The 20238-nt window shown below is 61.5% G+C and carries 17 protein-coding genes and 1 pseudogene; 17 read left to right on the plus strand and 1 reads right to left on the minus strand.

Annotated elements, in window-relative coordinates; translation table 11 throughout:
* Positions 1-43 precede the first annotated feature (43 nt).
* From potA to ACW4TB_RS00420, 17 genes and pseudogenes are all read left to right on the plus strand, one after another.
* On the plus strand, positions 44-1186 hold the full coding sequence (potA, locus tag ACW4TB_RS00340; RefSeq protein ID WP_012312231.1) for a polyamine ABC transporter ATP-binding protein: 1143 nt from the start codon (positions 44-46) through the stop codon (positions 1184-1186).
* Positions 1183-2103 (plus strand): ABC transporter permease subunit, encoded by a 921-nt coding sequence (locus ACW4TB_RS00345; protein WP_012312232.1) that lies wholly within the window; start codon positions 1183-1185, stop codon positions 2101-2103. The genes potA and ACW4TB_RS00345 overlap by 4 nt, the downstream gene beginning before the upstream one ends.
* Positions 2100-2918, plus strand: a pseudogene (locus ACW4TB_RS00350) (ABC transporter permease subunit); the annotation flags it as partial. The gene ACW4TB_RS00345 and the pseudogene ACW4TB_RS00350, both read left to right, overlap by 4 nt.
* 282 nt (positions 2919-3200) lie before the next feature.
* Positions 3201-4289, plus strand: coding sequence for an efflux RND transporter periplasmic adaptor subunit (locus ACW4TB_RS00355; protein ID WP_012312234.1), 1089 nt, complete (start codon positions 3201-3203; stop codon positions 4287-4289).
* Entirely contained in the window at positions 4286-5353 is a 1068-nt protein-coding gene (locus ACW4TB_RS00360) for an efflux RND transporter periplasmic adaptor subunit (RefSeq protein ID WP_012312235.1), read from the plus strand. Before ACW4TB_RS00355 ends, ACW4TB_RS00360 begins: the two co-directional genes overlap by 4 nt.
* A complete protein-coding gene (locus ACW4TB_RS00365; RefSeq protein WP_254466990.1) occupies positions 5350-8415 on the plus strand; it encodes an efflux RND transporter permease subunit in 3066 nt (1021 codons plus the stop codon). The genes ACW4TB_RS00360 and ACW4TB_RS00365 overlap by 4 nt, the downstream gene beginning before the upstream one ends.
* Positions 8416-8599: 184 nt before the next feature.
* Positions 8600-8782, plus strand: a complete 183-nt coding sequence (oscA, locus tag ACW4TB_RS00370) for a sulfur starvation response protein OscA (protein ID WP_012312237.1) — start codon at positions 8600-8602, stop codon at positions 8780-8782.
* Between the two features lie 48 nt (positions 8783-8830).
* Complete coding sequence (locus ACW4TB_RS00375; RefSeq protein ID WP_039602412.1) at positions 8831-9838, plus strand: sulfate ABC transporter substrate-binding protein; 1008 nt, start codon at positions 8831-8833, stop codon at positions 9836-9838.
* A gap of 171 nt (positions 9839-10009) precedes the next feature.
* On the plus strand, positions 10010-10828 hold the full coding sequence (gene cysT, locus ACW4TB_RS00380; protein WP_115273332.1) for a sulfate ABC transporter permease subunit CysT: 819 nt from the start codon (positions 10010-10012) through the stop codon (positions 10826-10828).
* A gap of 11 nt (positions 10829-10839) precedes the next feature.
* Complete coding sequence (gene cysW / locus ACW4TB_RS00385; protein ID WP_279929372.1) at positions 10840-11712, plus strand: sulfate ABC transporter permease subunit CysW; 873 nt, start codon at positions 10840-10842, stop codon at positions 11710-11712.
* A 3-nt stretch (positions 11713-11715) separates the two neighbouring features.
* Positions 11716-12705 (plus strand): sulfate/molybdate ABC transporter ATP-binding protein, encoded by a 990-nt coding sequence (locus tag ACW4TB_RS00390; RefSeq protein ID WP_012312241.1) that lies wholly within the window; start codon positions 11716-11718, stop codon positions 12703-12705.
* A gap of 303 nt (positions 12706-13008) precedes the next feature.
* Complete coding sequence (locus ACW4TB_RS00395) at positions 13009-13803, plus strand: energy transducer TonB (protein WP_279929368.1); 795 nt, start codon at positions 13009-13011, stop codon at positions 13801-13803.
* Positions 13804-13833: 30 nt separating this feature from the next.
* Positions 13834-14553: a MotA/TolQ/ExbB proton channel family protein gene (locus ACW4TB_RS00400; RefSeq protein ID WP_012312243.1), complete on the plus strand. Its 720-nt coding sequence runs from the start codon at positions 13834-13836 to the stop codon at positions 14551-14553.
* A 1-nt stretch (position 14554) separates the two neighbouring features.
* A complete protein-coding gene (locus tag ACW4TB_RS00405) occupies positions 14555-14956 on the plus strand; it encodes an ExbD/TolR family protein (RefSeq protein WP_012312244.1) in 402 nt (133 codons plus the stop codon).
* Positions 14957-15180: 224 nt separating this feature from the next.
* Positions 15181-15762, plus strand: coding sequence for an alpha/beta hydrolase (locus ACW4TB_RS00410; protein ID WP_012312245.1), 582 nt, complete (start codon positions 15181-15183; stop codon positions 15760-15762).
* Between the two features lie 64 nt (positions 15763-15826).
* Entirely contained in the window at positions 15827-16657 is an 831-nt protein-coding gene (locus tag ACW4TB_RS00415; protein ID WP_254466994.1) for a sigma 54-interacting transcriptional regulator, read from the plus strand.
* Positions 16658-16833: 176 nt separating this feature from the next.
* A complete protein-coding gene (locus tag ACW4TB_RS00420) occupies positions 16834-17619 on the plus strand; it encodes a MetQ/NlpA family ABC transporter substrate-binding protein (RefSeq protein ID WP_012312247.1) in 786 nt (261 codons plus the stop codon).
* A gap of 238 nt (positions 17620-17857) precedes the next feature.
* On the opposite strand, the gene ACW4TB_RS00425 is transcribed toward ACW4TB_RS00420, so the two are convergent.
* Entirely contained in the window at positions 17858-20221 is a 2364-nt protein-coding gene (locus ACW4TB_RS00425; RefSeq protein WP_279929363.1) for a penicillin acylase family protein, read from the minus strand.
* Positions 20222-20238 lie beyond the last annotated feature (17 nt).

Below are 20238 nucleotides of genomic sequence, written 5' to 3' on the forward strand. Positions count from 1 at the left end.
CAAAGCAGGGGCGGGCACACAAATCTTGTTGGGAGTTTCACTCATGGCAGTTGCCTCCGGTGCCTATAAGAAAGCCCTCGAGGGTGGCCAGCAACCCAAGCAGGTGTTGGTCAAGATCGACCGGGTCACAAAAAAATTCGACGAAACGGTAGCGGTGGACGATGTGTCGCTGGAGATCCGCAAGGGCGAAATCTTCGCCCTGCTCGGTGGCTCCGGTTCGGGCAAGTCGACCTTGCTGCGCATGCTGGCCGGTTTCGAGCGCCCGACTGAAGGGCGTATTTTCCTCGATGGCGTAGACATCACCGACATGCCGCCCTACGAGCGGCCGATCAACATGATGTTCCAGTCCTACGCGCTGTTCCCGCACATGACCGTAGCGCAGAACATCGCCTTCGGCTTGCAGCAGGACCGGATGCCCAAGGCCGAAATCGATGCCCGCGTGGCCGAGATGCTCAAGCTGGTGCACATGACCCAGTACGCCAAGCGCAAGCCGCACCAGCTCTCCGGTGGTCAGCGTCAGCGTGTGGCCTTGGCCCGTTCGCTGGCCAAGCGCCCCAAGCTGTTGCTGCTCGATGAGCCAATGGGGGCGCTGGACAAGAAACTGCGTTCGCAGATGCAGCTGGAGCTGGTCGAGATCATCGAGCGCGTGGGCGTGACCTGCGTGATGGTGACCCACGATCAGGAAGAGGCCATGACCATGGCCCAGCGCATTGCCATCATGCACCTGGGCTGGATTGCTCAGATCGGTTCACCTGTGGATATTTATGAGACGCCCACCAGCCGCCTGGTGTGCGAGTTCATCGGTAACGTCAACCTGTTCGAGGCCGAAGTGATTGACGATGCCGAAGGCCATGCGCTGATCGCCTCGCCGGAGCTCGAGCGCAAGATCTACGTTGGCCACGGTGTGTCCACTTCGGTTGAAGACAAGCACATTACCTACGCCCTGCGCCCGGAAAAAATGCTGGTGACTACCGAGCAGCCGGATTTCGAGCACAACTGGTCACGCGGCAAGGTCCATGACATCGCCTACCTGGGTGGCCACTCGGTGTTTTACGTCGAGCTGCCCAGCGGCAAGGTGGTCCAGTCTTTCGTCGCCAACGCCGAGCGCCAGGGCACCCGCCCGACCTGGGGCGATGAAGTGTACGTCTGGTGGGAAGACGACAGCGGCGTGGTACTGCGGTCATGAAACTGCGCAAGCTCAAGCGAGCCTTCCAGCGCCTTATCCCCGAGGGGCGGCACCTGGTGATCGGCGTGCCGTTCATCTGGCTGTTCCTGTTCTTCATGCTGCCGTTCTTCATTGTGTTGAAGATCAGCTTTGCCGAAGCCGACGTGGCGATCCCGCCCTATACCGAGATCTACAGCTACGTCGAAGACAAGGTGCAGCTGGTAATCAACCTGGCCAACTATGGCCTGTTGACCGAGGATGAGCTGTACATCTCGGCCTATCTGGGCTCGCTGAAGATGGCCTTCATCAGCACCGTGCTGTGCCTGCTGATCGGCTACCCGATGGCCTACTCGATTGCCAACGCACGCAAGGAAACCCAGACCGTGCTGTTGCTGCTGATCATGATGCCGACCTGGACCGCGATCCTGATCCGCGTCTATGCCTGGATGGGCATCCTCAGCAACAACGGCCTGCTCAATGGGTTCCTGATGTGGACCGGGCTGATCGATCAGCCGCTGCAGATCCTCAACACCAACCTGGCGGTGTATATCGGCGTGGTCTATTCGTACCTGCCGTTCATGATCCTGCCGCTGTTCGCCAACCTGGTAAAGCACGACCAGAGTCTGCTCGAAGCCGCATCGGACCTGGGTTCGAGCACCTTCAACAGCTTCTGGAAGATTACCGTGCCGCTCTCGAAAAACGGCATTATCGCCGGCTGCATGCTGGTGTTCATCCCGGTGGTGGGCGAGTTCGTCATTCCGGAACTGCTGGGCGGCCCGGAAACCCTGATGATCGGTAAGGTGCTGTGGCAAGAGTTCTTCAACAACCGTGACTGGCCGGTGGCATCTGCCCTGGCGGTGGTGATGCTGGCGATCCTGATCGTACCGATCCTGCTGTTCAACCGTAGCCAGGCCAAAGAGATGGAGGGCAGGGCATGAAGCGCTTCAGTTTCTCCAAGCTGATGCTGGTGCTCGGCTTGCTGTTCATCTACCTGCCGATGCTGATCCTGGTGATCTATTCGTTCAACGCCTCCAAGCTGGTAACGGTGTGGGGCGGCTGGTCGATCAAGTGGTACGTCGGCCTGCTCGACAACACCCAGCTCATGGGTTCGGTGATGCGCTCGCTGGAGATCGCCTGCTACACGGCGGTGGCGGCGGTGGCTTTGGGTACCCTGGCAGCCTTTGTGCTGACCCGGGTCACCCGCTTCAAGGGCCGCACGCTGTTCGGTGGCCTGGTCACTGCACCGTTGGTGATGCCTGAAGTGATCACCGGCCTGTCGCTGTTGCTGCTGTTCGTGGCCATGGCGCAGATGATCGGTTGGCCGCAGGAACGGGGCGTGGTCACCATCTGGATCGCCCACACCACGTTCTGCGCGGCTTATGTGGCGGTAGTGGTGTCGGCGCGCCTGCGCGAGCTGGACCTGTCGATCGAAGAAGCGGCCATGGACCTGGGTGCCAAGCCGTGGAAGGTGTTCTTCCTGATCACCATCCCGATGATCGCCCCATCGCTGGCGGCGGGCGGCATGATGTCGTTCGCCCTTTCGCTGGATGACCTGGTACTGGCCAGCTTCGTGTCCGGGCCTGGTTCGACCACCTTGCCGATGGAAGTGTTCTCCGCTGTGCGCCTGGGCGTTAAGCCGGAGATCAACGCCGTGGCCAGCCTGATCCTGCTGTCGGTGTCGTTGGTGACCTTCATGGTCTGGTACTTCAGCCGTCGCGCCGAAGAGCATCGCCGCAAGGCGATTCAGCAGGCGATCGAAGAGGGTGCTGCGGCCAGCGTGTCGCAGCCGCAGATCAAGCGCCCGACGGCAGCCGCTGCGTCGGCCTGAGCGCGGTAGTCGCGGGCAAGCCCGCTTCCACAGGTAGGTTGCACGCCGCGAGGGCTGCATCGATCCAGCGGAAGCGGGCTTGCTTGTTTCAGGGCCCGCATTGTCGACATGACCGCCCAACTGACCCTGATCAGTGTTTTTTCTGAACCCTGATCTACGCTAACAGTCGCATCCCACGAATCATTTGCGCGCAAGCCAGGAGCCTGCATGAGGGTGACGCGTTCACTGTTGGTTGTAGGCATGGGGCTGCTTGGCCTGCTCGCAGGCTGCAGCAAGGAAGAAGCTCCCGAGGTTTTGCCACGGGTCGGTGTATTGCAAGTTCAACCCACTGACTTCGCCGCCAGGGTCACCCTGACCGGTGATGTGCAGGCGCGTGTGCAGACCGATCTTTCGTTTCGTGTGGGTGGCAAGATCATCTCGCGCAGCGTTGACGTGGGCGATCATGTGAAGGCCAATCAGGTGCTGGCCCGGCTGGACCCCAAAGACCTGCAGAACAATGTCGATTCGGCCAAGGCCGAGGTGTTCGCCGCTCAGGCGCGTGTCACCCAGACCAGCGCCGCCTTTGTGCGCCAGCAAAAACTGTTGCCCAAGGGCTACACCAGCCAGAGCGAGTACGATTCCGCCGAAGCCGCGCTGCGCAGCAACCAGAGCGCGCTCAAGGCAGCCCAGGCGCAACTGGCCAATGCCCAGGAGCAACTGAGCTACACCGCATTGGTGTCGGAGGCTGACGGGGTGATCACCGAGCGCCAGGCCGAGGTCGGGCAAGTGGTCCAGGCGACCATGCCGATCTTCAGCCTTGCGCGCGATGGCGACCGCGATGCTGTGTTCAATGTCTACGAGTCCCTGCTGGTGGCGCCGCCGAGCGATGCCGGTGTGATGGTCAGCCTGCTCGACGACCCTAAGGTCCAGGCCCAAGGATTTGTTCGTGAAATCACCCCGACCGTATCGGCACAGAGCGGCACGGTGCAGGTCAAGGTGGCCCTGCGCAATGTGCCAGCGGCCATGCGCCTGGGTTCGCCTGTTACCGCCACGGCCAACGCGCAGGGGCGGCCGAGTATCGAGTTGCCCTGGTCGGCACTGACCAAGGCGTTGCATGAGCCTGCGGTGTGGGTGGTGGGCGAAGGCGACAAGGTTGAGTTGCGCAAAGTCCAGGTAACCCGTTATCTGACCGGCAAAGTGGTCATCGCCCAGGGCATCAAAGGCGGTGAGACGGTTGTCGTCAGCGGTGGTCAGTTGTTGCATCCAGGCATGCAGGTCGAGAAGATCGATGCCAAGGGCGGAGGCGCCGCGCCATGAATAAAGTACTGCTGATGTGTGCGGCATGCTTGCTGTTGATGGCCTGTGGCAGAGAGGAAGAACAACCCGAAGCTGTGCGACCGGTGCTATCAACCGTGGTCGAAGCCCAGGCGCAGTCGCAGCTTGGCCGCTTCGCCGGTACCATCCAGGCGCGCTATGAGAGCACGCTGGGTTTCCGGGTGGCCGGGCGCATTGCCCGGCGCTGGTTGGATGTGGGGGCTCAGGTCAAACCGGGTGACACGCTCGCGACCCTTGATCCCACCGACCAGCAGAACCAGTTGCGCGCTGCCGAGGGCGACCTGGCCAGGGTCCAGGCGCAATGGATCAACGCCCAGGCCAATGCCCGCCGGCAACAACAGTTGTATGACCGTGGCGTCGGCGCCCAGGCCCAGTTGGACATTGCCCAGACCGACCTGAAAACCACCGGCGCGAGCTTGGAGCAAGCGCGCTCGGCGGTCAGCCAAGCGCGTGACCAGCTCGATTACAGCACCTTGCGCAGCGACCATACAGCGGTGATCACGGCCTGGCAGGCAGAGGCCGGGCAGACGGTCACCGCCGGTCAGGCGGTGGTCACGCTGGCCCGGCCTGACATCAAGGAAGCCGTGATCGACCTCCCCATCAGCATCGCCGAACAGCTGACCAAGGACCTGACGTTCACGGTTGCCTCGCAATTGGACAACAGCATCAATACCACTGCCACGCTGCGTGAGCTGGAGCCCCAGGCTGATGCCGCCACGCGCACCCGGCGTGCCCGCCTGACCCTTGCCAGTACACCCGATGCCTTCCACCTGGGCACCGCGATCAGTGTCACACTGACCTCGGCAATCACCCCGCGCAGCGAATTGCCGCTGAGCGCGCTGCTTGAACGCGATGGCAAGACCCAGGTGTGGGTCATCGACCCGCAGCAAAAAACCGTCGCTACCCGCGACGTTGCCCTGCTGGACCGCACCGGCGACAGTATCGTGCTGGCGTCTGGAGTGCAGCCTGGCGAGCGTGTGGTCACTGCCGGCGTCAACAGCCTCAAGCCTGGCCAGAAGGTCACCTTCGACGAGGATGCGCAATGAAAGGAAGCTTCAACCTGTCCGAATGGGCTTTGCGCCATCAGTCTTTCGTCTGGTACCTGATGTTCGTCGGCCTACTGATGGGGATTTTTTCCTACTTCAACCTTGGCCGCGAAGAAGACCCATCGTTCACCATCAAGACCATGGTGATCCAGACCCGCTGGCCTGGCGCGACCCAGGACGAAACCCTGTACCAGGTTACCGACCGCATCGAGAAAAAACTCGAGGAGCTGGACTCCCTCGACTACACCAAGAGCTACACCCGCCCGGGTGAGTCCACCGTCTACGTCTACCTGCGCGACACCACCAAAGCCGCCGACATCCCGCAAATCTGGTACCAGGTGCGCAAGAAGATCCAGGATATTCGCGGAGAGTTCCCACAGGGTATCCAGGGGCCAGGGTTCAACGACGAGTTCGGCGATGTGTTCGGCTCGATCTACGCGTTCACCGCAGATGGGCTGACCCTGCGCCAGCTGCGCGATTACGTGGAGCAGGCCCGCGCCGAGGTGCGCGAAGTCCCCAATATCGGCAAGATCGAGCTGGTCGGCACCCAGGACGAAGCGCTCTACCTGAAGTTCTCCACCCGCAAACTGGCCGCTCTGGGCATCGACCAACGCCAGGTCATGCAGGCCCTGCAGCAACAGAACGCGGTAACCCCGGCCGGGGTGATCGAAGCGGGCCCAGAGCGGATCTCGGTGCGCACCACCGGGCAATTCGCGTCGGAGAAAGACCTGCAGACTGTCAACCTGCGCATCAATGACCGTTTTTTCCGCCTGGCCGACATCGCCGATATCGAGCGCGGCTATGTCGATCCTCCGTCACCGATGTTCCGTTACAACGGCCAGACCGCGATTGGCCTGGCCATTGGCATGAAGGCCGGCGGCAACATCCAGGTGTTCGGCGCCGCACTCAAGAAGAAGATGGACAGCATCGTCAACGACCTGCCGGTTGGCGTGGGCGTTCACACCGTGTCCGATCAGGCGGTGGTGGTCAAAGAGGCGGTAGGGGGCTTCACCAGCGCACTGTTCGAGGCCGTGGTGATCGTGCTGGCAGTGAGTTTCGTCAGTCTTGGCGTGCGTGCAGGGCTGGTGGTGGCCTGCTCGATCCCGCTGGTGCTGGCCATGGTCTTCGTGTTCATGGAGTACAGCGGCATCACCATGCAGAGGATCTCACTCGGTGCGCTGATCATCGCGCTGGGCCTGCTGGTGGATGATGCGATGATCACTGTCGAGGTCATGGTCACACGCCTGGAAATGGGTGATAGCAAAGAGCAGGCGGCGACGTTCGCCTATACCTCGACCGCGTTCCCCATGCTTACCGGCACCCTGGTGACCGTGGCCGGCTTCGTGCCGATCGGCCTGAACGCCAGCTCCGCCGGTGAGTACACCTACACCCTGTTCGCGGTGATTGCCGTGGCGCTGATCGTGTCCTGGGTGGTTGCGGTATTCTTTGCGCCAGTGCTCGGTGTGCATATTCTCAAGAGCGACAAGCTCAAGGGCCATGAGGCGGAGCCCGGCCGCGTGGGGCGGGCGTTCGAAGGTGGTTTGCTGTGGTGCATGCGGCACCGCTGGCTGACCATCATCGGCACCATCCTGCTGTTCGCCCTGTCGCTGTTCAGCATGCGCTTTGTGCAAAACCAGTTTTTCCCGTCCTCGGACCGTCCGGAAATCCTCGTCGACCTCAACCTGCCGCAGAACGCCTCGATCGAGGAGACGCGCAAGGTGGTCGATCGCCTGGAGGCAAAGATCAAGGACGACCCCGACATGGTGCGTTGGAGCACCTACATCGGCCAGGGCGCCATCCGTTTCTACCTGCCGCTGGACCAGCAGCTGCAAAACCCGTACTACGCCCAGCTAGTCATCGTCAGCAAAGGCTTCGAGGAGCGTGCAGGCATGATGGCGCGCCTGCAGAAGCTGCTGCACGAAGAGTTCGTCGGCATCGGCACCAATGTGCAGTCGCTGGAAATGGGCCCGCCGGTGGGGCGGCCGATCCAGTACCGGGTCAGCGGCAAGGACATCGACCAGGTGCGCAAGCATGCGATCGACCTGGCCACGATGCTCAATACCAATGAGCACATCGGCGAGATGATCTACGACTGGAACGAGCCGGGTAAGGTGCTGCGCATAGAAATCGCCCAGGACAAGGCGCGGCAGCTCGGGCTGTCGTCCGAGGATGTGGCCAATGTGATGAACAGCATCGTCAGCGGCGCGCCCGTCACCGAGGTCAACGACAACATCTACCTGGTGGACGTGATCGCCCGTGCCGTGGACAGTGAGAGGGGCTCACCAGACACTCTGCAGAACCTGCAGATCGTCACGCCCAGTGGCACCTCGATACCCTTGCTGGCATTCGCAACGGTGCGCTACGAGCTGGAGCAGCCGCTGGTATGGCGCCGCGACCGTAAACCTACCATCACCATCAAGGCGTCGGTCAACGGTGAGATCCAGCCTACCGACCTGGTCGCGCAGCTCAAGCCGAAGATCGACGAGTTCGCCAGCCAATTGCCAGTCGGTTATGAAGTGGCCACCGGCGGTACGGTGGAGGAAAGCAGCAAGGCGCAGGGCCCGATCGCCAAGGTCATTCCATTGATGCTGTTCCTGATGGCGACGTTCCTGATGATCCAGCTGCACAGCGTGCAGAAGCTGTTCCTGGTGGTCAGCGTGGCGCCGCTGGGGTTGATCGGCGTGGTCGTGGCGCTGGTGCCGACGGGCACGCCCATGGGCTTTGTGGCGATTCTCGGGATTCTCGCGCTGGCCGGCATCATCATTCGTAACTCGGTCATTCTGGTGACCCAGATCGATGAGTTCGAGGCCCAGGGCTACTCACCCTGGGATGCGGTGCTGGAAGCCACAAACCACCGCCGCAGGCCAATCTTGCTGACTGCCGCAGCGGCCAGCCTGGGTATGATCCCGATTGCCCGTGAGGTGTTCTGGGGGCCGATGGCCTACGCCATGATTGGTGGCATCATCAGTGCAACGCTGCTGACGCTGCTGTTCCTGCCGGCGCTTTACGTGGCCTGGTACAAGATCCGCGAGCCAGAAAACAGCGAAAAACCTGCGGCGTGATCTTTGTGGGAGCTGGGCAAAACAGCTCCCACAAACGCATCGAACCGTAATTTCAAAACGGTTATATAAAAATTCTTAAACAGTATTTTTAAGAATAACTGCGGCTGGCTACTATTGCTCTCAAGCCAGGCGCAAACCCCCTTCAAAAACTTCTGCCCGGCACCTCACTCACAGGAGAACGAGCATGAGTGCATCTGTGCGCAGCATCGACGGTCAGGACGAAGCCACCATTTTGCGTGAGATCCAGAGCGCCTTGCGCGATCTGCGTTTCGGTGCGGTGGAGATAACCGTGCACAACGCTCAGGTCGTGCAGATCGAGCGTAAAGAGAAGTTCCGCCTGCAACAGCCTGGCAACAAACCCGGCTGATCACGCACCACACACAAAATTAGAAAAATGCCAATCGGGAGCTTCACCATGTCCATCCGCCGTTATGCACTCGCCGCGTTGGCCAGTGCTGTTTTTGCCGGTTCCGCCATCGCCAAGGACTACGAACTGCTGAACGTGTCCTACGACCCGACCCGTGAGCTGTATCAGCAATACAATGCTGAATTCATCAAGCACTGGCAGCAGTCTCACCCGGACGACAAGGTGAAGATCCAGCAGTCCCATGGTGGCTCAGGCAAACAGGGCCGCGCGGTAATCGACGGCCTGCGCGCCGACGTGGTGACCCTGGCCCTGGCGGGTGACATCGACGAGATCGCCAAGCTGGGCAAGACCTTGCCGGAGGACTGGCAGAAGCGCCTGCCGGACGCCAGCACCCCGTACACCTCGACCATCGTGTTCCTGGTGCGCAAGGGCAACCCGAAAGGCATCAAGGACTGGGGTGACCTGATCAAGAAGGACGTTTCGGTCATTACCCCCAACCCTAAAACCTCCGGTGGCGCTCGCTGGAACTTCCTCGCCGCTTGGGCCTACGGCCTGAAGCAAGGTGGCAGCGAAGCCAAAGCCAAGGAATACGTGCAGGAGCTGTTCAAGCACGTGCCGGTTCTGGATACCGGCGCCCGTGGCTCGACCATCACGTTCGTCAACAACGGTCAGGGTGATGTTCTGCTGGCCTGGGAAAACGAAGCTTTCCTGGCGCTGAAGGAGGACGGCGGTACCGACAAGTTCGAAATCGTCGTTCCTTCGCTGTCGATCCTGGCCGAACCGCCTGTGGCGGTGGTCGACAAAAATGCTCAGAAAAAGGGTAATGAACAGATCGCCGAGGAGTACCTCAAGCACCTGTACAGCCCGGCTGGCCAGAGAATCGCTGCCGAAAACTTCTACCGCCCACGTGACGCGAAGGTCGCAGCCGAATTCGGCAAGCAATTCCCGAAACTGGATCTGGTAACCATCGACAAGGACTTCGGTGGCTGGAAGACAGCACAGCCCAAATTCTTCAATGATGGCGGTGTGTTCGACCAGATCTATCAGGCGCAGTAAACAGCCATGGAGAAGCGGGGCCGCCTTGCGGCCCTTTCGCGACACAAGGCCGCTCCTACAGGTAGAGCGTGGCCTTGCGTCGCGTAAGGGCTGCGCAGCAGCCCCAGGATTCACAAGCCTGCACCGGCCCGGCATAACCGCCGGGCTTCGTGCGTTCAACCAGGGATCTTTATGTCACGTCGCATTTCCCCCGTCATACCCGGCTTCGGGCTGACACTGGGCTACACCTTGGTGTATCTCAGCCTGATCGTGCTGATACCGCTGGCCGCCATGTTCGTGCATGCCGCGCAGCTGACCTGGGAGCAGTTCTGGAACATCATCAGTGCGCCGCGTGTGATCGCCGCGCTCAAGCTGAGTTTCGGCACCGCCCTGTTCGCCGCCATCATCAATGGTGTTATCGGTACCCTGCTGGCTTGGGTGCTGGTGCGCTATACCTTCCCAGGGCGCAAGATCATCGATGCGATGATCGACCTGCCGTTCGCGCTGCCCACCGCCGTTGCAGGCATCGCCCTGACGGCCTTGTACGCACCTGGGGGCTGGGTCGGTCAGTTCGCCACCGACCTGGGCTTCAAGATCGCCTACACCCCACTGGGCATCACCCTGGCGCTGACCTTCGTCACCCTGCCGTTCGTGGTGCGTACAGTGCAACCGGTGCTGGCGGATATCCCGCGGGAAGTCGAAGAGGCTGCTGCCTGCCTGGGCGCGAAACCACTGCAGGTGTTCCGGCACGTGCTGGCACCGGCCCTGCTGCCCGCCTGGCTCACAGGGTTTGCCCTGGCCTTTGCCCGTGGCGTGGGCGAGTACGGTTCGGTGATTTTCATTGCCGGCAACATGCCGATGAAGACCGAGATCCTGCCGCTGCTGATCATGGTCAAGCTTGACCAATACGACTACACCGGCGCGACTGCCATCGGCGTGCTGATGCTGGTGGTTTCCTTCATCCTGCTGCTGCTGATCAACCTGCTGCAGCGCCGCATCGAAACCCCTTGAAGGAGGCCGGCATGTCCAGTTCATCCCTGAGCACTACCGCCGCCGCCAATGCCGCACGGCGTGGCAGCGCCACGTCGCGGCGCATCCTGATCGGCCTTGGCTGGCTGGTGTTCGCACTGTTTCTGCTGCTGCCGCTGGTGATCGTGGTATCGCAGGCGTTGAAGAACGGTTTCGGTACCTTCTTCGAGGCGATCTTCGAGCCTGATGCCTTGTCGGCGCTGAAGCTGACGCTGCTCGCCGTCGTCATCTCGGTGCCGCTGAACCTGGTATTCGGCGTCAGCGCCGCCTGGTGCGTGAGCAAATACACCTTCCGTGGCAAGAGCATCCTGGTCACCCTGATCGACCTGCCATTCTCGGTATCGCCGGTGATCGCCGGCCTGGTCTACGTGTTGATGTTCGGCGCCCAAGGCTTGTTCGGGCCTTGGCTGCAGGACCACGATATCCAGATCGTCTTCGCTTTGCCGGGCATCGTGCTGGCGACCATCTTCGTCACCGTGCCCTTCGTTGCCCGTGAGCTGATCCCGCTGATGCAGGAGCAGGGTACCCAGGAAGAAGAGGCTGCGCGTCTGCTCGGTGCCAACGGCTGGCAGATGTTCTGGCACGTGACCCTGCCGAACATCAAGTGGGGCCTGATCTACGGCGTGGTGCTGTGTACCGCGCGGGCCATGGGCGAGTTCGGTGCGGTATCGGTGGTCTCGGGCCATATCCGTGGCGTCACCAATACTTTGCCGCTGCACGTGGAGATCCTCTACAACGAGTACAACCACGTCGCGGCCTTCAGCGTGGCCAGCCTGTTGCTGATCCTGGCGCTCTTCATCCTGCTGCTCAAGCAGTGGAGCGAGAACCGTATTAACCGCCTGCGCCATAGCGCAGCGGAGGAATAAGTCATGTCGATCGAAGTTCGTAACGTTAGCAAGCGCTTCAACAGCTTCCAGGCCCTGGACAACATCAACCTGGATATCCACAGCGGCGAGCTGGTGGCCCTGCTCGGCCCCTCTGGCTGTGGCAAGACCACCCTGCTGCGCATCATCGCCGGCCTGGAAACGCCGGATGACGGCAATATCGTGTTCCACGGCGAAGACGTATCCGGCCATGATGTACGTGATCGCAACGTTGGTTTCGTGTTCCAGCACTACGCGCTGTTCCGCCACATGAGCGTGTTCGACAACGTTGCCTTCGGCCTGCGCATGAAGCCCAAGGGCGAGCGCCCGAGCGAGAGCAAGATTGCCGAGAAGGTTCATGAGCTGCTGAACATGGTGCAGCTGGACTGGCTGGCGGACCGCTACCCTGAACAGCTTTCCGGTGGCCAGCGCCAGCGTATCGCCCTGGCCCGCGCTTTGGCGGTGGAGCCCAAGGTGCTGCTGCTCGATGAGCCGTTCGGTGCCCTCGATGCCAAGGTGCGCAAGGAATTGCGCCGCTGGCTGGCGCGTTTGCACGAGGATATCAATCTGACTTCGGTGTTCGTTACCCACGACCAGGAAGAGGCCATGGAAGTGGCCGATCGCATCGTGGTGATGAACAAGGGGGTGATCGAGCAGATCGGCTCCCCAGGGGAAGTATATGAGAAGCCGGCCAACGACTTCGTCTACCACTTCCTCGGCGACTCCAACCGGCTGGCGTTGAGCGAGGGTCATCATGTGCTGTTCCGCCCGCACGAGGTGTCGCTGTCGCGCCATGAAACAGAAGGGCACCATGCCGCCGAAGTCCGTGATATCCGCCCATTGGGCGCGACTACCCGGGTGACCTTGAAGGTGGAAGGGCAGAGCGAGCTGATCGAGGCGGAGGTGGTCAAGGATCACGACAGCCTGACCGGCCTGGCGCGAGGTGAGACGCTGTTCTTCAGGCCAAAGGTCTGGCAAAAGGTGGCGGATATCTGATTCGCTTCAGAGGATGAACAACCCGGGCTTGGTCCCGGGTTTTTTTTGTCCTGGGGATTATGGGTGCTGTGCTGCAGCCCTGGTGCAAATTCGATGTCTTTTAGGAATGTTTACCATGCAAGGATTGCATCACATGTGTAGTGCTAGCGCGCAGGCCCCGTATTACGCGGGTTTCAAGATTTAGGCAAAAGACCATATATGAAAAAGATCTAATTTTAGCTTTAAACATTACTTTAAGAGATAAGTCTCCTGCCCTGATGATTCAGCCACACACCTGAATCAAGAACCCCAGGAGTTTGATCAATGGGTAATGTCCATTCGGCCGTCAGGGCCTACGACCAGCCACGGCACCCTGCACCGGGTGACCTGGTCGAGCTTGGACGGACGCTTCGCTTGCCGTTGGGCCAGCTCCGCCTGCAACGTACCCCGGCCAGCGGCCTCAAGCGCCGCGACAAGCTGGCGCTGGCTTTGCTGGTGCTGGCTGTGCACGGTGCTGCCGCCTTTTGGGTGAGCCGGGCCCCGACGCGGGAGTTGCCCGTAGTACCGCCACAAATTCCTCCCATGACCATCGAGTTTGCCGCCCCGGCACCTCCGGTAGTCGAGCCGCCACCGCCGGCCCCGGCACCGCCGGTTGTCGAGCCGCCTCCACCTGTAGTTGACGAATTGGCCGCCAAACCCAAGCCCAAGCCAAAACCCGCTCCTAAGCCGCTGGCCAAGCAACCGCCCAAACCACAGCCCAAGCCTGTGGAGGCACCACCGCCTGCCCCCACACCGGTCGCCGCTTCTTCAACGCCTGCGCCACCCGCGCCGGCCCCGGTAACGCCGCCCTCGGCCAACGCTGCGTACCTGAAGAACCCGGCGCCGGAGTACCCGCAGATGGCTCAGCGCCGCGGCTGGGAAGGCACCGTATTGCTACGGGTGGAGGTTTTGGCCAGCGGCAAACCCGGGCATATCCAAGTCCAGAAAAGCAGTGGTCGCGATGCCCTCGACGCTGCCGCCCTGGCTGCGGTCAAGCGCTGGAGTTTCGTCCCCGCCAAGCAGGGCGACGTGGCGCAGGCCGGCTGGGTCAGCGTGCCGATCGATTTCAAGCTTCGTTAACTTTTTCGCAGAACAAAGGAAGACACCCTCATGAGCCTGCTGGCATCCCCCCTCGAATCCGTTGAAAGTGCAGTCATCTGGCTGCTGGTCGGTTTTTCCGTCGTCACCTGGGGCCTTGCCCTGGCCAAGATCGTGCAATTCGTGCGGCTGAAAAACCAGGACAAGCGCTTCCACACGCAGTTCTGGGCCGCCTCAAGCCTCGACGCGGCGGCCCAGGTCAGCCACGAACTGCCTGGCCCGGCCGCCCGCGTCGCCCAGTCCGGCTATGCCGCCATTGCCGTCGGCGAGGCACAGACCAATGACCTGAGCCATGCGATCAATCACCAGGACCGCCTCGAACGCGCCCTGCACCAGCAGATAGTGCGGGAGCGGCGCTCGCTTGAAACCGGCCTGGCGGTGGTGGCCAGTATCGGCAGCACTTCGCCCTTCATCGGCCTGTTCGGTACCGTATGGGGCATCATGGAAGCACTCAAAGGCATCAGCGCGGCGGGTTCGGCCAGCCTGGAAACCGTGGCCGGCCCTATTGGCGCTGCACTCGTAGCTACCGGTGTGGGTATCGCCGTCGCGGTGCCGGCGGTGCTGGTCTACAACTACTTCCTTCGTCGCCTCAAGTTGACTGCCGCTGAGCTGGATGACTTTGCCCACGACTTCTACAGCCTGGCGCAGAAGAGTGCCTTCCGCGTGCTGGTGCATCCTGGCGTGCAGAAGGTGCAGGCCGGCTTTACCCAGCCTGTGAAGGAGGCGTCCTGATATGGCCTTTTCGACGCAGGACAGCGACGAAGTTCTAAGTGAAATCAACGTTACGCCCCTGGTGGACGTCATGCTGGTGCTGCTGGTGGTATTCATCGTCACCGCGCCGCTGCTGACCAACGCCATCCCCATCAACCTGCCCAAGACCGAGTCCGTGGCCCCGGTTGAGCAGAAGGACCCATTGGTGGTGAGCATCGATGGCGCCGGCAAGCTGTTCATCAACAAGGACGAGATACAGCCGGACCTGCTGGAGACCAACCTCAAGGCCGCCAGGGACAAGGACGCGAACGTTCGTGTGCAACTGCAGGCCGACGACGGCGTCAACTACGGCGAGGTGGCCCGTGCCATGGCCGCCATCGAACGTGCGGGGATCACCAAGCTGGCGGTGATAACCGCACGCTGATACCTGTAAAACCTCATCAGGCAAGTGACTTTCGCGAGTGCGTTGGGGCCATATCTCTTGGCAGGGGTTGGCCCTTTTTTTTGTCCGGGCATTTCGCGTCACTACAGGGTCCGCGCCTGGGGAAATCTTTTTTGGTTATTAATAAATATCTTCTTATTCCTTTACGGATATAACTCCCTCCCTATACTTGTCTCCAAGCACGCAAACTTACTGGAGGCGTCCCCATGCGCAATGAGTCTATTCGTTACCTGATTGTGTCGGGCTGGCAAGGATCGCCAGACAACCATTGGCAAAGTCACTGGCAGCGTACCCTGCCCAACAGTGCACGGGTCGAGCAGCACGACTGGCTCACCCCGCAACGTGAGGACTGGGTGCAGGCGCTGGAGCAGGCGGTTGCCGCTGAATGTGCGCCGGTGATCCTGATTGCCCACAGCCTTGGCTGCATCACTGTCGCCCATTGGGCCGCGCAGGCCAGCCCGGCCTTGCTGCGCAGGGTGCGTGGTGCACTGCTGGTGGCGCCGGCAGACGTCGAGCGCCCCACCTGCGCGCCAGCCCTGCGTAACTTTGCGCCGATCCCTACCGAAGCGCTGCCGTTTCCCAGCCAGGTAGTCAGCTCGGACAACGACCCGGCCGTGAGCGTGCCACGGGCGCTGTACCTGGCCCAGGCATGGGGCGCCGAAGCGGGGTTGCTGAGCAATGCCGGGCACATCAACGTCAAGTCCGGCCATGAGCGCTGGGAACAAGGCTTCGCCTACTTGTATCGCTTGCAGAGCCGGGTCGAGCAGCGCGCACTGCGTCGCGCCTGACAGCCCTCACTGCTTACCGTTTACCTGACGCCCGGCCTATGCAGGCCTGGGGCGGGAGTTCGTCATGACGCTTCAACACCCGTTTGGCCAGCCACTGCTGACCTTCCCCGAGCTGGACAAAAGCCCGCTGAGCATCCGTGCCAAGGCCTTGGTGTTCATCGACCCGCGTTCACAGCAGTTACGCGAAGACCTTGAGCGTCTGGCACCGCAACCCTTGCCGGTGCTGATCCGTGGCGAAACCGGCACGGGCAAGGAACTGCTGGCCCGGCAGATCCATCGTGCCAGCGACCGTGGAGGGCTATTCGTGTCGGTCAACTGTGCGGCTATCAGCCCCACTTACGCCGATGCCGAGCTGTTCGGCTATAGCGCTGGCAGCCATGGCGGTACGGCCAGCAGCCGCGCCGGCTGGTTCGGTTCGGCCAACGGCGGCACGCTGTACCTGGACGAGATTGCCGACTTGCCGCTGGCTATCCAGGGTAAGCTGCTGGCGGCCCTGGAAAACCGCGAGGTCACCCGGGTGGGCGCGCAGCAGCCACAGCCGGTCGACGTGCGCCTGGTGGCTGCGACCAGTATTGACCTGGCCCGGGTGGTTAAAGCTGGCAGGTTCAATGAACGCTTGTACCAGTACTTGCACGAAGGTGCGCTGGAGCTGCCTCCGTTGCGTGAGCGCTGCGGCGATATCCTGCCGTTGGCTGAGTATTTCGTGGGGATCTACTGCGCACGCCTGCAGCGCCCTGTGCCGTTGATCAGCGAAGCGGCTCAGCAGGTGCTCGAAGCCCACGCGTGGCCCGGCAATACCCGTGAACTGGAGAACATCATCCACTTCGCCCTGCTGGTGAATGATAGTGAAGAGATCCAGCCAGAGGACCTCGACCTGCCGAATACCCCGCGCTAGACGTTGCTCATAAACAAAGTGGGCAATGGCAGTTTGCTTTTGGAATAAGCAGCTAATTAAAAGGTATTGTTGCGGAATAAAAAATCTCGGTATCTTCCGCCTCACGCCCGCTGATGAAACGGTTGGGCACCTGACTTCGCCATCACAGATGGCCCAGAAACAAAATAAGGACCACCATGAAGAAGACCCTGCTGACCACTGCCCTGGCCGCTGCCCTGTCGTTCTCCGGCCTGGCTGCCGCCGCCGAGAAACTGGTGGTCGCCGCTACCCCGGTGCCGCACGCCGAAATTCTGGAGCTGATCAAGCCGACCTTGGCCAAGGAAGGCGTGGACCTGCAGATCAAGGTCTTCACTGACTACGTACAGCCCAACGTACAGGTAGATCAGAAGCGCCTGGACGCCAACTACTTCCAGACGCTGCCTTACCTGAAGAGCTTCAACGAAGGTAAAGGCACCCATTTGGAAACCGTGATCGGCGTGCACGTCGAACCGTTCGGTGGCTACTCGAAGAAGATCAAGAACCTGTCCGAACTGAAGGACGGCGCCACCGTTGCCATTCCTAACGAAGGCAGCAACAGTGGCCGCGCCCTGATCTTGCTGCAGAAGGCTGGCCTGATCACCCTGAAAGATCCAAAAAACGCCCTGGCCACTCCGAAAGACATTGCCGAGAACCCGAAGAACCTGAAGTTCAAGGAGCTTGAGTCGGCCATGCTGGCGCGTGTGCTGGATCAGGTCGACCTGGACATGATCAACACCAACTACGCGCTGGAAGCTGGCCTGAACCCGGCCAAGGATGCGTTGGTGATCGAGGGTAGCGACTCGCCTTACGTGAACTTCCTGGTGGCCCGCCCGGACAACAAGAACAGCGAGGCTATCCAGAAGCTGGCCAAGGCCCTGACCAGCCCTGAGGTCAAGGAATTCATCGCCAAAAAGTACAGCGGTGCGGTGCTGCCGGCGTTCTGATTCGCCTGCTTAGCCCTTGCATGAAAAACGCCGACGCATTCGCGTCGGCGTTTTTTTTGGGGGGGCACAACGCTCAGCGTTGGCTACCTAATGCCCGGCTCAATGCCAGCAGCCACAGCAGTTGTTCGTTGGAGTCAGTCGGGCAGGGGCTTTTCATCGTTATCGTCCTTGTAGTGTGATGGCCGTGCGGATCGCAGTCTGAAGCTGTTGGAGAAGCCGACCCGAAGAAAAGTTTCCATCACTCTGCCGGCACCAGACGCAAGGTAGTGCGAGCCGGTATCACCCCCATCTGGGCGCGCTGGTACTGCCCCTCGATATAGCCTTCAGCCTGATCCGAATAGTGCCGATCGAACGGCACACCACTCTGCCCGACCGGGTTGCTGGTCAACGCCTGCCCAGCGTCGGCGAAGTCGATCAGCCTCCGTGTCGATGGCCCATACGTCACCGGCCACGGCGCAGGCCCGATTTTCGCCGATAGGTTGTTGGGTACCTCGTGGGTGCCCGGCGCGGCAAACGGGCCGACGTTGAACAGCAGGTTCATCGGCTTTTTAGCACCCAGTGGATGGTTGTGCGTCAGGGTATGCGCCTTGCCCCATTGCCAGCTGGCCGGGTCTTTGCCAAAGGTTTCGCGCAGGTGCTCGAGGGTTTGCTGCCAGGCGATGCGCACGATGGCGGTGCGGTCGGTACGTTGGTTGGCACCGCGCGTGTTCCACCACGGTGATTGCGCGTCCGCCGCCAAGCGTGGCAGTGCAGAGTCGATGGTGCGGGTACTGATGAGCACCGGGAACCAGGTATCGCCCAGCTCGTCATGCAGCGCGGCATGTGCCAACTGGTAGAGAAACTGGTTGAACAGTGTGGCGTTGGTCGAGTCCAGCGGGTGATCTCCGCGCCAGGCGGCCAGTTGCTCTACCAGCTCTTTTTCCTCATCGCCCTGGGCGATGTCGCGCAGCGTCGCAAGCAGGGGCGCCAGGGTACGTGGGCCGTAGTCGTTGGCGGTGTCCAGTTGCAGCGCCTGGCTGTTCTGGGTATCCCACTTCACCTGCGGGTTGGCTAAGTGGCGCTCCAGCTGGCGGCCCCGGTCCGGCAAGTTGTAGTAGCCCGGTATCGGTACCGCCGCTGGCGGCTGGTAGTTCGCTGAAACGATGTAACCGCTGGCCGGGTTTTCCTGCTGTGGGTTGACGCTGAAAGGGTAAAAACCCAGCTTGTCGGCCTGGTGGCTCGCGCCATCGAGGATGAACGACGGGTTGACGTCATCCGGGCGGATCGGTAGTTGCGCCGCAGCCCACCAACCAATATCGCCACCTGCACTGGCCCAGACGAAGTTGAGCCCCGGCGCCTGAACCTTGGCCGCCGCCTCGCGCATCTTGGCAAGGGAGTCGGCACGGTTGAGCTGATAGAAGCCTTCGAGGATCGGATTCTCGGTTTCCAGAAAGGCCCACCACATCGCGATTGGCGTGGTGCCGGCGGTCGCGCCAAGCACGTCGTTGACGATCGGCCCGTGGGGTGAGCGGCGCAGGCTGATGCTGACCGGCTGCTCGCCTTTGACGGCGATTTTCTGCTCAGTCTTTTCCAGTGTTCGCCATTGGCCCTGGACCATGACCTGATCGCTGTTGGTCGGGTTGGTCTTTTCCGCAATCAGGTCGACATCGTCGTTCTGGAACATGGTCAGGCTCCAGCCGAAGTCGCGATTGTGACCGAGCAGCGCGAACGGGTTCAGCGCCTGGAAGTAGCCGTACAGGTTGAACCCTGGCGCCGACAGCTCGGCCTCGTACCAGACGGCCGGCACCGCGAAGCTGATGTGCGGATCGCCGGCCAGCAGCGGCTTGCCGCTGCGGGTACGGCCGCCGGCCACTGCCCAGGCATTGCTGCCTTCGAATTGGGGAATGCCGGCATCGCCAAGGGCTTCGTGGCTGAGGCGGGCGAGGGCTTCAAGGCCCTGCCAGTCCGCCGTCGCCAGCGGGGTTCCCAGCGCGCCGTCAGGTTGCCAGTCGAGGTCGAAAATCTTCAGGTACTGCGGCCCGAGCTGGTCGCGGATGTAGGTCAACGCAGGCTCGGTGCGGAACGCGGCGGCAAAACTGTAGGCCAGGTACCCGGCAATGCTCAGGGTATCTTCAGCGGTGAACGGCCTGGGCGTGATGCCTATAAGGTCGAACTCCATGGGTTTGGGTTGGCTCGCCTGCCAGGCGTTGATGCCATCGAGGTAGGCTTGCAAGGCCTTCCACGCGGGGGATTGGTGGTCCAGGCGCTGAACCATCAGCGCCGCCTGATCACGGATGCGCAGGCTGCGGAACAGGGTATCGGTGGGCAGCAGCTTGTCACCCAACACCTCGGCCAGCTCACCGCGGGCCAGGCGGCGCATGATTTCCATCTGGAACAATCGGTCCTGGGCATGCACGTAGCCGAGGGCGCGGTACAAGTCTGCTTCGTTCTGCGCCTGCAGGTGCGGCACCCCGCGGGTGTCATAGCGCACACTGACTGGGGCCTGCAGGCCGGCTACCGCTACCTCGCCGTCACGCTGCGGCAGTTTACCGTGCACGTACCAGTAACCGGCACCGGTGGCCACGGCCACTACCACGGCCAACAGGGTCAGGCTGCGCTTCATTGAGGCTCCTTGTGCAT

Source organism: Lelliottia jeotgali (genome assembly GCF_977070485.1).